Here is a 14201-nt window from a genome sequence, read left to right on the forward strand (position 1 = left end):
AAATTTTTCTAACTCAGGATATGTGAATGACTTTTTAACTTTACTTCTATGCAATATTTCATACTTATAAAATGTTATTTATTTTTTACTTACCAGATTATATTATATTCAATAAGTTTGATATAAAAGGGAAAAAGGAGGAAGAATAATGAGCAGTAAGAAATTTATTTTGAAATTATTCATATGTAGTACGATATTTATCACATTTGTATTTGCGTTACATGATAAGCAAGTAGTTGCGGCTATCTCTGTTAATGAGCTTGAAAATTGGTCAAAATGGATGCAACCTATACCTGATAATATCCCGTTAGCACGAATTTCAATTCCAGGAACACATGATAGTGGAACGTTCAAGTTGCAAAATCCGATTAAGCAAGTATGGGGAATGACGCAAGAATATGATTTTCGTTACCAAATGGATCATGGAGCTAGAATTTTTGATATAAGAGGACGTTTAACAGACGATAATACGGTAGTACTTCATCATGGGCCATTATACCTTTATGTAACAATGCATGAATTCATAAACGAAGCGAAACAATTTCTAAAAGATAACCCAAGTGAAACGATTATTATGTCTTTAAAAAAAGAGTATGAGGATATGAAAGGGGCAGAAGGTTCATTTAGTAGTACGTTTGAAAAAAAATATTTTGTTGATCCTATCTTTTTAAAAACAGACGGAAATATAAAATTGGGAGATGCTCGTGGGAAAATTGTACTACTAAAAAGATATAGTGGTAGTAATGAATCTGGAGGATATAATAATTTTTATTGGCCAGATAATGAGACGTTTACTACAACTGTAAATCAAAATGTAAATGTAACAGTACAAGATAAATATAAAGTGAGTTATGATGAGAAAGTAAAATCTATTAAAGATACGATAAATGAAACGATGAACAATAGTGAGGATTTAAATCATCTATATATTAATTTTACAAGCTTGTCTTCTGGTGGTACAGCATGGAATAGTCCATATTACTATGCCTCTTATATAAATCCTGAAATTGCGGCATATATTAAACAAGAGGATTCAAAAAGAGTTGGTTGGATTATCCAAGATTATATTAGTGATAAATGGTCACCGATTCTCTATCAAGAAGTTATAAGAACTAATAAGTCGCTTTAATTTTCACCATAATTTCATAGAAACAATGTAACGCTATTAAAAGTCTTGTGGAATTCCCATAAGACTTTTTAGTATTTGATATTATGAGAATCAAAGTTCTTTGAATAGGTTTATATAATAATTTAATGCAGTTATAAGATCGATACGAAAAAAATTTCGATAAATGTCGATTATTATTGTAATATAAAACACATAAATATAATATACAGATGAGGTGGATTTGTTGTCTTTTATTAAAAATAGTAAAATAGGAACGAAATTAAATGTGTTAGTCATTATATCGAGTTTTGCTTGTATCATGTTATCTTCACTGGGGTTTTTAGGGCTTCAAAAAGGTGAAAATACATCTTCTAGTATGTATGATGAAAGGCTATTACCAATTGAATGGATAGGAACTGTAGAATCAAATTTTTACCATGTTAATATGAATTTTATGGAGATTATGATATCGAAAGATGAAAAAAGAATGAAAGAACTAATAACAGAAATGGATAAAACTAGGAAAGAAAATGATGATTTATTAAAACAATTTGAAACTAGAATTAGTTCTCATAAAGAAAAGGACTTGTATAATGCATTCCAAAGTCAATTCAAAGATTTAAGAATACAAATGAAGAAAGCACAGGACTTGGGACTGACTAATAATGAAGAAGCGTATAGCTATTATTTAAAAGAAATTGAGCCTAATATGGGAAAAACAATTCAGTCTATTCGTGAACTTATTTTATATAATAATACCGCGGCTGAACAACTACAAAAAGAGAATGTTAATAGTGTGAAAAATACAAAAATAATATTTATAATTATTTCATTTGTTGGAATCATAATAATCATTTTTATTGGTTTTATAATAAAAAATGCTATAAAAAAACCTATTGTATTATTACAAAAAGATATGGAACGAGTATCTGCTGGAGATTTAACAATTCGAACTTCTTATAAATCCGAGAACGAATTAGGCCATATTGTACAATCCTTTAATAGTATGTTAGATAACTTGCAACAATTAGTCGGTCAGGTGAAGGTCACAGCGAAAGAAGTGATTATTTCAACTGAAAATATGCTACAAGAGACAAAAACGGCAGCACATATATCAAACGAGGTTGTTCGAACTACTTCTGAAATAAATAAAGAAATAAAGGGACAAGTGACTAGTATTCAAGAAAGTTCAACTTCGATGGAAGAAATTACAACTGGAGTTCAAACGGTAGCTGAATCTTCAGCGATGGTTGCTGAAGTTGCTGTTGCAACAATAGACCAAGCAAATTCTGGTAGTGAAGTTATAAAACAATCTATTCGTCAAATGAATAGTGTGAATGAAGTTGTCGAAGAAACTTCTAAGGTCATTGATAGACTTGTTACACGTACACAACAAATTGAAGAAGCGCTAGATATTATTACTAATATTGCGGAACAAACGAATTTACTCGCCTTAAATGCTGCAATTGAGGCAGCACGCGCCGGAGAAAATGGAAAAGGATTTGCAGTAGTTGCAGCTGAAGTAAGAGGTCTGGCTGAGAAATCTAAAACATCTGTAAATGATATAAATAATTTAATACGTTTTATACATCAAGATACACAGGATACAGTTCATGTAATGAAAAAAGGTCAAGAACAGGCTAGTGGTGGTAAAGAAGCAGCACATAAGGCAGAACTCGCATTTTCATCTATTATGCAAGATATTAATAGAATAACGTCTCAAATTCAAGAAGTGTCTGCTGCCACAGAAGAAATGTCTGCTGGGACAGAAGAAGTGAATGCCTCTTTATCAATAGTTTCTGAGACTGCAACACAAGTCGCACAAGAAACGAATCGAACGGTACAATCAATTCAAGCACAAGCCACATTGATTCAAGAAATAACGACGAAATCTAATGAAATGAAAAAGAAAGTCGAAAATTTAGAAATGCTAATTTCACAATTCATTATTGAAGAATAAGTCTGTTAACATTTATCATTAATATAAACTTTAAGATACTCAATATTGCTGCGTTGCGCAATTAAAAAAAGGACCTTCATAGGTTCTTTTTTTTATAAATGGTGTGAATGCTATGTTTAATTATAGTGAAAAGCAGAAACTTATTATATAATAATTATTTAAATTTGTACCTATAAATTTTATATGTAATAATGAATTTGATTTATTCTAATAAAATGGAGGTATATACTATGAAGTTTCCACATGATTTTTTATTCGGAGCTGCTTCAGCTTCTTATCAAGTAGAAGGTGCATGGAATGATGATGGAAAAGGTGTTACGAATTGGGATGAGTTTTCAAAAATTCCTGGCAAAACATACAATGGAACAAATGGTGATGTAGCGGTTGATCATTATCATCGATATAAGGAAGATGTTCGTTTAATGGCTGAGATGGGATTGGAATCGTATCGTTTTTCGATTTCTTGGGCGAGAATATTGCCGACTGGAGATGGAGAGGTAAATGAAAAAGGAATTAAATTTTATAACAATTTAATTGATGAATGTTTAAAGTACGGAATTGTACCGTTTGTCACTTTATATCATTGGGATCTACCATTACCGTTAGAAAAAGATGGTGGGTGGACGAATAAACGAACAGCAGAGGCTTTTGTAAAGTATGCAGAAATTTGCTTTAAGGCATTTGGGGATAGAGTAAAACATTGGATTACTTTTAATGAAACAGTAATGTTTTGTGGATTAGGCTATTTAAAAGGTGCACATCCACCAGGAATACAAAATGATGTTCCAAAGTATTTTCAAGCGACTCATTATGTATTTTATGCGCATGCGAAAACAGTTGCGGTGTACAAGCAGCTGAAACAGTATGGGGAAATTGGGATTACACATGTTTTCTTACCTGCTTATAGTGTAGATGATCAAAAAGAAAATATACTAGCAGCAAATCATGCGAATGAATATGAAACGTATTGGTACTATGATCCAATTTTAAAAGGCGAGTATCCGTCTTATGTTGTACAACAATTAAAGGAAAAAGGGTGGACTCCTAATTGGACGGTTGGAGAATTAGAAATCATTAAACAAAATGCCGAAAAGAATGATTTTATTGGCTTGAATTATTATCAACCAATACGAGTAGAAAGATACGATATGGATATAAAGAGCGAGGAGCATTCTCGAGAAAGCTCAACACTTGCTCCAGGTAATCCTTCTTTTGATAGTTTTTATCGAACGGTTAAAATGGATGATAAAACATATACAAAATGGGGATGGGAAATATCTCCCGAAGGTTTCTTAGATGGATTGCATACGTTGAAAGAGCGTTACGGTGACATAAAGATGTATGTAACGGAAAATGGACTTGGTGATGAAGATCCAGTCATTGACGGAGAAATTGTAGATGTTCCGAGAATTAAATTTATTGAAGAGCATTTAAAAGTAATAAAGCGTGCAATTGAAGAGGGAATCAATTTAAAAGGTTATTATGCATGGTCAGTGATTGACCTTTTAAGTTGGTTAAACGGATATAAAAAGCAATATGGCTTTATTTTTGTCGATCATAATGATAACTTAAAACGTAAGAAGAAACTTTCGTTTCATTGGTATAAACATGTGATCGAAACGAGAGGAGAAGAGTTATAACAGATAAAAGAGTATTTTAGGAGAAACTGTATGAGTGCAAAGTATAAACAAATTGCAGATGTGTTAGAGCAAAACATTCGAGACGGGCTTTTTAATGAAACGAAAAAACTACCTACAGAAGAAGCGTTGATGAATCGATTTGAAGTAAGCCGTAATACGATACGTAAAGTAATTAGTCAGCTTGTGAATAGAGGTTATATTTTTCAAGTGCAGGGTAGTGGTATGTTTTTACGTGAAACTTCTGTAACAGATTATATTAATTTAGGAAGTTTACGTGGATTAACGAAAAATCTCGTTTCGCAAAATATTGAAACGAAAGTGTTAGAGCTTGAAGTAATAGATGCGGACGAAGAGATAGCAAAGCGGATGCAATGTGAAGCTGGAACTAGGATATATTTTTTGAAGCGCTTAAGAATTGTAGATGCTAAACCATTCTCTATTGAAGTAAGTTATTTCAAAAAGGATATTATTCCATATTTGAATGAAGAAATAGCATTAAGCTCTGTATACAGTTATTTCATTGAAGATTTACAATTAAATATTGGTTTTGCCGATAAAGTTATTAGTTGTGAAAAAGTAAATAAAGAAAATGCAAAGCTTTTAGAATTAAATGAAGGTGATCCGGCGCTTCTTATTGAAAATACAGTTTGTCTTGTAAACGGGACAATTTTCGAGTTATCTCAATCGATGTTTCATTATGAAAAGACTAAACTTTTAAATCGAATTAATTTCAAATAAAAATAATTTATCGTGTAAAAAAGCAACTGCTCCTAAGTGATCAGTTGCTTTTTATTTTCAAAGTGGATGAGCAAAAAAACACGAAAGTGGTTGGTCCGTTTTTTACAAACATCTATTATGATAAGAGAAGAAAGGTAGTATGTTATCAACATTTTAAAGAGGAAGTTCTTTATTAAAATAGACTTTCCTTAGAGAGGTGAAAATACAATGAGTTTTGCAATTTCACTAGTGGTTATTATTGTAATTGTATCGCTGTTTGGGACCGTGCTAGTTGCACGAAATGTGGAGGAGAATTACGGCAAGTCTACAAAGAGAAATGTGAAAAACTTATCAACTATTTATATTATCCTTCTTTTCGTACTACTTGTTGGGGTAACGTGGTATGCGGTAGTGATTTAATAGCTTTTAAAGGACAAGGTTAATATTGTGTATGATGGAGGAGTATGATTTTGATGAAAAAGGAACGCCACGTTTTAATTGTTTTTCCACATCCAGATGATGAGTCATATTGCGTGGCAGGTACAATTTTAGCTTATGCGCAGCGAAATGTTCCTCTTACTTATGTTTGCTTAACGTTAGGTGAAATGGGGAGAGCGATGGGAAATCCTTCTTTTGCAACACGTGAATCATTATATGCTATACGAGAGAAAGAACTAAAGCGGGCTACAAATATTTTAGGGATTAAAGATTTACGCATGATGGGATATCGTGATAAAACTCTTGAATTTGAACCTCCCGGAGAGTTAAGGCGTGTAATACAAAAATGTGTAGAAGAATTGAATCCTTCATTGGTTATTTCTTTTTATCCGGGATATGCTGTTCATCCAGATCATGATGCAACAGGAGAAGCGGTAGCCGAGGCGTTAGCTAATATTCCGGAAAATAAAAGGCCAACATTTTATGCGGTAGCTTTTTCAAATAATCACGAAGCGGAAATAGGTAATCCGCATTTTAAAAATGAAGTGAAAGAATATGTTCCAAAAAAGCTCGAGGCATTGCAAGCACATGCATCACAATTTGCGACTAAAGTAACGGAACTGAAAAGAGAGTATGAAGATGGTGTGCGAGAAACAGTTGAATGGTTAGAACAAGAACCGTTCTGGATATATTCATTCAAAGATAAGAATAAGTGATGTTAAAGCTGAAGGTGATGAATATGTATTTTGAATATAAGAATCGAAAAATTTCTTACAATATAGAAGGATCGGGTCCTGTTATATTGTTATTACACGGTCTTGGTGGAAACGCAAACAATTGGCTATATCAAAGGCAATATTTCAAAGAGAATTGGACAGTGATTTCTCTTGATTTACCGGGGCATGGGAAATCTGAAGGGCTGGAATTTCCGTTTAAAGAATATGCAAATGTTTTGTATGAATTATGCAGTTATTTAAAGCTACAAAAAGTAGTCATTTGTGGTCTGTCAAAAGGTGCTAGAGCCGGTATCGATTTTGCTATTCAATATCCAGGTTTTGTTTCTAGCTTAATTGTTGTAAATGCATTTCCCTATTTGGAGCCTGAAGATCGAAAAAAACGACTTGAAGTATATGATTTACTTAGCTTGCATGATAATGGGAAAACATGGGCGGATACATTGTTGAAGGCAATGGGAGTAGCAAATAATGAAGTAATTGTCAGGGGATTTTATCAATCTTTACAGTCTATTAATCCGGTGCATATTCAAAGATTATTTGCTGAATTAGTAGATTATGATCAAAGACCATTTCTTTCAAATATTTCATGTCCTACTTTAATTATAAGAGGGGAAAATGATGATTTCGTTCCCGAGAAATATGTAAGAGAGTTTGAAAGACGTTTGAAAAATACAACTTTCATTGAGTTTAAAAATAGTGGACACTTACCTTATTTAGAACAGCCGATCAGCTTTAATATGACGGTAGAAAGATTTTTAAATCGTGGGCTTAATTAATACTATAGTTACAGTGAATACTGTTATTAGTGAGTAAAGTATAGTTCGTTTTGAGGGGAGGCAACAGGGTGAAATGGAAACCAAATCGTGCAGATAAGACGCCTGTATATAAACAAATAGCGGATTATATTGAAAGGGGTATTTCTTCAGGTGAGTTTCCTTCTGACAGCAAGTTACCTTCTGAGCGTATGTTAGCAAAAGAATTACAGGTGAACAGGAGTACGATAGTAGCTGCATATGAAGAATTAAAATCACTTGGAGTAGTGGAACGGCAAAAAGGAAGCGGAACACGGGTGAATACAGACATATGGGGTGTTTCACATAAACGAATACCGAACTGGGGTAGGTACGTTGAGGATGGATCGTTCTTACCTAATGTACCACTCGTTCAACAAATTCGAACGGAAACACAAAAAGATGACTTAATTAATTTAGCGAGTGGTGAATTGTCACCAGAATTAATTCCGAGTGATAGATTCCGAACGATTTTGTCCGAGAAAACATTTATGGAAAACCTGGGCTATGACCATCCACTTGGAAATGAAATGTTGAGAAAAACAATTGCAGCACATGTTCAGCAATATAAACAAATTGAAGCAGATTCGAATTCTATCCTTATTACATCTGGAGCGCAACAGGCACTTAATCTTATCGTTCAATGCTTATTAAAACCCGGCGATGCGATTGCAATTGAGGACCCTTCGTATTGTTTTTCACTGCCGATGTTTAAATCTGCTGGCTTAAAAATATTCCATTTACCTGTTGATCAGCATGGAATGAATCCAGATGACTTAATTGATTTGCATAAAAAGCATCGTATTCGTATGGTATTTTTAAATCCGGATTATCAAAATCCAACTGGAACTGTGCTTTCATTAGCAAGACGTAAAAAGATTTTAGAACTGTCTTCTGAATTCGGTATACCGATTGTAGAAGATGATCCTTATAGTTTAACTTCATTTAATGGAGAAATGAATCCAACATTAAAATCAATGGATCAAAACGGGAATGTTCTTTATATAAGTTCATTATCAAAAGTTGTTGCATCAGGATTACGTATTGGCTGGGTAATTGGCCCTACGCGTGTAATAGAGCGTTTAGCGGATGCGAAGCAGCAAGTTGATTTTGGCCATAGCGTATTTACACAGTGGGTGGCAAATCAATTTTTAGAATCAGAAGATTTTCATGCACATATTACAATGCTTCGTGGACATTTGAAAGACAGAAGAGATGCGTTAATTAGAAAGCTTGAAGAAATATTAGGGGATCAGGTTGAATTTTTTGTTCCAGAGGGTGGAATACATTTATGGTGCAAAGTGCAAGGAACGTTTGATGAATATCATTTATTAGGTGAATCGATACGAAATGGTGTAGCATTTGTCCCAGGAAGTGTTTTAGGTACTAAGAATGAATATATTCGTTTTACTTTTGGGAGAGTAAATATCGAACAAATTCAACTGGGAATGACGAGGTTTGCGGAAACGTTAAATGAGATTTCAAAATAGAGATGCGTAATATTGAAATGAGGGAAAGAAATGAAGTACGTCACGCTTTTACTTCAAGTAGTCGTCCTATATGTATTTAGCTTAGTTGGTACCTGGATTCAAGGAGTATTCCATCTATCAATGCCAGGAAGTTTAATAGGGATGTTAATGCTGTTTCTGCTCCTTTCTACTCGTATTTTACCATTAAAGTGGTTTGAGGAAGGTGCGGAAAAGTTAATCATATTTTTACCGTTATTTCTAATTCCTTCAACAACAGGGCTGATGGAATACGGGTCCTTTCTTTTCAGTAAGGGCAGTAGTATATTCCTTTTAGTAGTTGCAAGCACGGTAGTAACTTTGATTGTTTCAGGGTATATAAGTCAATTATTAGTAACATCAAAAAAATAAAATCGACAAGGTGCACGATGCAAATGGTCTTAATTATTATTACTGTAGTAATGTATGTATTGGCGACAAAGTTATATAAAAAATTTACGTTTCCCTTTACGTTACCGGTGTTAACAGTTACAGCAATTATGATTTGTTTATTTTTGATTTTTGGTATTTCTCATCATGAGTATAGGGAAAATGGGGGAGACATTCTTTCAAGATTATTGAGCCCTGCAATCGTAGCGTTAGCGATACCTTTATTTAAAGAGAGAAAAATACTTATGAAAAACTTTTTGTCGATACTTATCGGTGTAGCAGTAGGTATAGTGGCTTTAACGAGTATGAATGTAGTGATTGGTGAGATGTTAAATATAGACAAGGAACTAATATTAACAACTTTACCACAATTAGCAACGATGCCTATTGCTATTTCATTAGCGGATCAAATTGGTGGTATTCCATCTATGACTTCTAGTTTTGTAGTTGTTGCAGGAATAACAGGTGCTATTATCGGACCAACAGTACTTAAGTTTTTCCGTATAACGAGTACGATTGGAAAAGGAGTAGGGATGGGCTGCGCGTCACATATTATCGGTGTGAGCCGTCTTGTGAAGGAAGGAGAGAAAGAAGCGACGATCGGTTCGGTGACGATGATTGTAACGGGAATACTCATTAGTATATTCATACCGTATGGAACGAAATTTATTTTTTAAATGTAATGGAGATGATAACAATGACAACATGGTTTATAGTTACATTATTTATTTTTGGAGCTATTAAAGTATTAGTTTCTAGTATGCCCACTTCTGTTGTAGAATCAATTATTAGTAGATTTGAATTGCATCAAAAGCTTGAGGCGGAGAATACCTCTATATCGATAGATGGAAAAAATATAGAGGGAGAAACGAAACTACAAGTTATTCATGAATTTAATGAGGCTCTATTTTTAGATAAACACTATTTTCCGCCGCACGGGGAAGGAACACCAATCGTTATTAACACGAAGAAAGGGAATAAAGAGATTAAGTTTTCTCTGTATAGCCATGAAGAACATGTTGATGTAATAAAGCAATATAAAAAGAAAATCGTTGCTTATCGTTTACGTTCAAAAAGTCTTCAAAACCCTACATCATTAGTAATAACCGAAGAGTATGCTTAAGAAGAGATCTATAAGGATCTCTTTATTTTTGCACGAAATCATATACTTTCCAAATAAAAGAAAAGAAAATCATATAGCCAAATAAAGAATATGTATGATTCCAATCCAAGCTATGAATAAAGAAACCAAATCTTTCAGCAATCTGTTCAAAAATGCTAGCACAAATACCTATTAAAATAATAAAAAGAATTCTAGAAACTGCAGATAATGTTTTTGAAATTTGTATGAAAATCGTTGTTAAAATCGGTAGTACAAACAAAGTAAAGCCGATGTTAACTGAAAATATGGATGAGAATGGTCTAACCGGAAAGGAATATGTTTGTTTCGTAACAAAAAAAGCATCTAAGCAAGTTCCGATAATAGAAGAGAGTAAGATTGTAATGACTAATGCGAAAAGGTTATTCGTCTTCTCGAAGGAGAACATTTTTCTTTGCAAGAATGGCAAGTTCAATTTTTTCGAGTGTTTTACAGTAGTCTTCTGTAATTTGTCCATGTATATTTTCCTCCTTATCCACTAAATAATTTACGACTTGCCAGTCCGTAAACCAATCTTCACTGTCAACTTCTTCATGCTCTATATCTCGCCATGCATAGATGAGTGCAGGGCTGTATATACGATAAGCGCCATTACGCAACTGGCATTTCTTTATTCGGCGTTTATAAAACTCACGAGAAAAAGATTCATTCACACTTGAAAATAAATGAGGCCAGTAATCTTTCCTTGATCCTGTATGAGGATGGTGTTGGGCCCAGCTTATTACTTGAGATAAAACATGTGTATCCCGAAATAATAATGAATACAACCTTTTTCCAATTAAGATCCGTTCATGTAAGGAAGTGAAATGTTTCATTGTATCACCAAATAGTAATACTTTTTCTTTCTTATCATTTGCGTAGAATGGGAAAAGGATATGATTAAACTGAAAGAAATCAAATAGTTTAAATCCAATACTATTTAGTACAGTCTTTTTAAAGTGTACATTTTGAATCACTCTTTTTTCTAAGTAGTTTTGTTCATTAATAATAGTTGCAATCGCTAATGTTTGTTTGTTACCTGTTTTCCAAAAATTGTTCCACATCGTTTCCATAAATGTAGAAACATTTAGGTGAGGGAGAAGGTGAAATAGCTTTTGTGCTCTTTTTACACTTTGTTCATAAAGCAGAAATTGAGGATATACATCTTGGAAAATAAGCCAATTCCCTCTTTCTAAAAAAGAAAAAAATGTGATTTGATCTTTCTCTGATAAAATTTTTGTATATAAATCGCCCTTCAAATCAGTCATATTCCAACCGCCGTTACGTGATACCATATGCCCAAGTAGTGCCCAATGTATTTCTGGATATTGAACGTAAAATTGGTAGTATGCACGTGTTCTTGTGACATTATTTTTATTAAGCTGTCCTGTTTGTATTTTTATGTTGTTGATAATGAGTTGCTCTTCTTTCGTTAATTTATACATCGTGCCAGAAGGAATGAGTTTGCTTTTTTGTTTCAATTCATTTTTTACATCAAATAGGGAGAGAGGCAGTGCTTTGGAAGGTCCGTTATATGTATGATTTGAATTGCTTCGGTACATTCCGTTACCTCCCTTTTTATAAATTTAAACATGACTATTGGCTATGAATCATTCTATTTATTTTATTACGAGTATAAGAAATAAATGAGCGGTGTTTTTTACAGGGAATTTAGTTATCATGCAAACAGTATAAAAAATCTTACTGTTGTAAGGTGAAATGAAAAACCGAAACTATATTTAATAGTTTTGGTTTTTTTATTTTGTCAATTAAATGTAACAAACGACGATTATGATTTGAATCAATTGAAAATAATTCAATAAATTTTAATTGAAATGCTTGGTAGGAGGAAAAGGAATGCTAAATAAAATAATTTTAATTACTGGTGGCACAGGTTCGTGGGGACATGAACTTATAAAACAACTATTAGAAAAATCACCGAAAGAAATTAGGGTTTTTTCAAGAAATGAAACGGTTCAGTTTGAAATGCAGCAACAGTTCATAAATGATGATAGATTAAAATTTATTATTGGAGATATTCGTGACAAGGATCAATTACTCTATGCATGTCAAGGTGTACATTATGTATTCCATCTTGCAGCTTTAAAACACGTTCCAGTATGTGAGTATTATCCTTATGAAGCTATAAAAACCAATATACATGGTACGCAAAATGTAATTGAAGCATCTATACAGATGCAAGTGGAGAAAGTGATATATGTTTCAACGGATAAAGCAGCAGATCCATCAAATACGTATGGGATGACAAAAGCAATTGGTGAAAAGTTAATGGTTCATGCGAATGTGCAAACGAAGCAAACAAAATTTATTTGTGTTCGTGGTGGAAATGTTTTAGGGACAAGTGGAAGTGTGGTACCGCTTTTTAAAAAACAAATTAAAAAATCTTCACAAGTAGGGATTACCGATGCGAATATGACTAGATTTTTCTTAACAATTGAAGATGCTGTTGGATTGTTATTTAAAGCCGTATATCAAGGCAGAGGCGGGGAAATCTTTGTTATGAAAATGCCGGCATGTAAAATAACAGATTTAGCAGAAGTGTTAATTGAAGATTCGAAAAAAGAAAATGTGAAGTTAAAAGAGGTAGGGATAAGGCCGGGTGAAAAATTAAGTGAAATGCTTTTATCTGAGGTAGAGAGTAAAACGAGTATAAGTTTTGATCAAAATTATTTTGTGGTACTACCGACTATTCCTATAGAAGGGCTTCAAGAATATTATGCTAGTTATCCACTTGTGGATGTGAAGAGTTTTAGTTCTCAACAAGACTTACTTGCAAAACATGAGGTGAAAAAAATGCTATTAAAAGGAGGATTTTTACGATGAAAAAAAATGCGAGCCTTTTAATAACGGGTGCAAATGGTTTTACAGGACGCCATGCTTGCCAATATTTTTTAGAACAGGGCTTTCATGTAATTCCTATGTTTCAAAATCGTACACATAGAGAAAAAATTGAAAATGGTATTACTTGTAATTTAACAAATAAGAGCGAAGTAATGAAGGTAATGAAACAAATAAAGCCAGATTATGTATTGCATTTAGCAGGAAGGAATTCGGTCATAGAGTCTTGGACAGCTGCACTTGAATATGTAGAGATTAATGTCATAGGGACGTTATATTTATTAGAAGCAATTAAGCAAGAAGCACCACATTGTAGAACATTAGTTATAGGATCTGCTTTGCAAGCAGATCGTATGAACGAAATGAAAATTTCAAATCCATATAGTTTAAGTAAAACGATGCAAGTCATTATTGCAGAGGCTTGGGGCGGATTAATGGATTCAAATATTATCATTGCAAAGCCCTCAAACTTAATTGGTCCAGGAGTATCAAATGGCATTTGTTCGATTCTCGCAAAAAAAATGATAGATATAGAATCAGGTAGAAGTAAAGCCATTATTGAAGTAAACAGTTTGAAAGATAGTAGGGATTTTCTAGATGTACGTGATGCGGTTAAAGCGTATCATGTGTTATTACGAGATGGAATAAATGGAAAACAGTATAATATCGGATCAGGAGTGAAGCGATCTTTATTAGATGTACTAGAACAATATAAAGAATTAACTCAGCTGAATTTTTTCATAGAAGAAACAGAGAAAAGTGGGAGTGACTCAAATGAGAGTGTAGTAATAGAGGAAATAAAAAGGTTAGGTTGGATCCCAGAAATTCAATTTCATCAATCATTAAAAGATGTACTTGAGTATGCGAAGTGTAGTGACATCTGCATTCAATGAAAAACAAAAAGGGTGTAAGAAATAT

General features: G+C 33.2%; 15 protein-coding genes. 13 read left to right on the top strand and 2 right to left on the bottom strand.

From position 1 onward, the window contains the following. The first annotated feature begins 148 nt into the window (after positions 1-148). From QCI44_RS08960 to QCI44_RS09010, 11 genes are all read left to right on the top strand, one after another. Positions 149-1129, top strand: a complete 981-nt coding sequence (locus QCI44_RS08960) for a phosphatidylinositol-specific phospholipase C (protein ID WP_016135216.1) — start codon at positions 149-151, stop codon at positions 1127-1129. A 223-nt stretch (positions 1130-1352) separates the two neighbouring features. Next, entirely contained in the window at positions 1353-3068 is a 1716-nt protein-coding gene (locus tag QCI44_RS08965; protein ID WP_016135215.1) for a methyl-accepting chemotaxis protein, read from the top strand. 230 nt (positions 3069-3298) lie between these two features. After that, positions 3299-4708 carry a GH1 family beta-glucosidase gene (locus QCI44_RS08970; protein WP_016135214.1) on the top strand — a complete coding sequence of 470 codons (1410 nt, stop codon included), beginning with the start codon at positions 3299-3301 and terminating at the stop codon, positions 4706-4708. 30 nt (positions 4709-4738) lie between these two features. After that, complete coding sequence (locus tag QCI44_RS08975) at positions 4739-5446, top strand: GntR family transcriptional regulator (RefSeq protein ID WP_016135213.1); 708 nt, start codon at positions 4739-4741, stop codon at positions 5444-5446. A gap of 207 nt (positions 5447-5653) precedes the next feature. Then, entirely contained in the window at positions 5654-5845 is a 192-nt protein-coding gene (locus QCI44_RS08980) for a hypothetical protein (protein ID WP_000006467.1), read from the top strand. A 53-nt stretch (positions 5846-5898) separates the two neighbouring features. Continuing rightward, on the top strand, positions 5899-6579 hold the full coding sequence (gene bshB2, locus QCI44_RS08985; RefSeq protein WP_098560228.1) for a bacillithiol biosynthesis deacetylase BshB2: 681 nt from the start codon (positions 5899-5901) through the stop codon (positions 6577-6579). A gap of 23 nt (positions 6580-6602) precedes the next feature. Further along, positions 6603-7376 carry an alpha/beta fold hydrolase gene (locus QCI44_RS08990; protein ID WP_016135211.1) on the top strand — a complete coding sequence of 258 codons (774 nt, stop codon included), beginning with the start codon at positions 6603-6605 and terminating at the stop codon, positions 7374-7376. A gap of 68 nt (positions 7377-7444) precedes the next feature. After that, a complete protein-coding gene (pdxR, locus tag QCI44_RS08995; protein ID WP_353811075.1) occupies positions 7445-8881 on the top strand; it encodes a MocR-like pyridoxine biosynthesis transcription factor PdxR in 1437 nt (478 codons plus the stop codon). A 30-nt stretch (positions 8882-8911) separates the two neighbouring features. After that, positions 8912-9268 (top strand): CidA/LrgA family holin-like protein, encoded by a 357-nt coding sequence (locus tag QCI44_RS09000; protein WP_016086668.1) that lies wholly within the window; start codon positions 8912-8914, stop codon positions 9266-9268. A 23-nt stretch (positions 9269-9291) separates the two neighbouring features. Then, entirely contained in the window at positions 9292-9963 is a 672-nt protein-coding gene (locus tag QCI44_RS09005) for an LrgB family protein (RefSeq protein ID WP_033659756.1), read from the top strand. 20 nt (positions 9964-9983) lie between these two features. Then, a complete protein-coding gene (locus tag QCI44_RS09010) occupies positions 9984-10409 on the top strand; it encodes a YfmQ family protein (RefSeq protein ID WP_088084168.1) in 426 nt (141 codons plus the stop codon). A 22-nt stretch (positions 10410-10431) separates the two neighbouring features. Here QCI44_RS09010 and QCI44_RS09015 read toward each other — a convergent pair whose 3' ends face one another. Further along, the gene (locus QCI44_RS09015; protein WP_098412991.1) at positions 10432-10902 is read right to left on the bottom strand and encodes a CBO0543 family protein; all 471 of its coding nucleotides are present in this window, start codon (positions 10900-10902) and stop codon (positions 10432-10434) included. Further along, entirely contained in the window at positions 10808-11986 is a 1179-nt protein-coding gene (locus QCI44_RS09020; protein WP_016086672.1) for a DUF2515 domain-containing protein, read from the bottom strand. Before QCI44_RS09020 ends, QCI44_RS09015 begins: the two co-directional genes overlap by 95 nt. A gap of 295 nt (positions 11987-12281) precedes the next feature. On the opposite strand from QCI44_RS09020, the gene QCI44_RS09025 reads away from it, so the two are divergent. Both QCI44_RS09025 and QCI44_RS09030 read left to right on the top strand, forming a co-directional pair. Further along, complete coding sequence (locus tag QCI44_RS09025; RefSeq protein ID WP_016086673.1) at positions 12282-13268, top strand: UDP-N-acetylglucosamine 4,6-dehydratase family protein; 987 nt, start codon at positions 12282-12284, stop codon at positions 13266-13268. After that, the gene (locus QCI44_RS09030) at positions 13265-14176 is read left to right on the top strand and encodes an SDR family oxidoreductase (RefSeq protein WP_016135207.1); all 912 of its coding nucleotides are present in this window, start codon (positions 13265-13267) and stop codon (positions 14174-14176) included. The genes QCI44_RS09025 and QCI44_RS09030 overlap by 4 nt, the downstream gene beginning before the upstream one ends. Positions 14177-14201 lie beyond the last annotated feature (25 nt).

The organism is Bacillus cereus group sp. RP37 (assembly GCF_040459695.1).
GTDB lineage: Bacteria > Bacillota > Bacilli > Bacillales > Bacillaceae_G > Bacillus_A.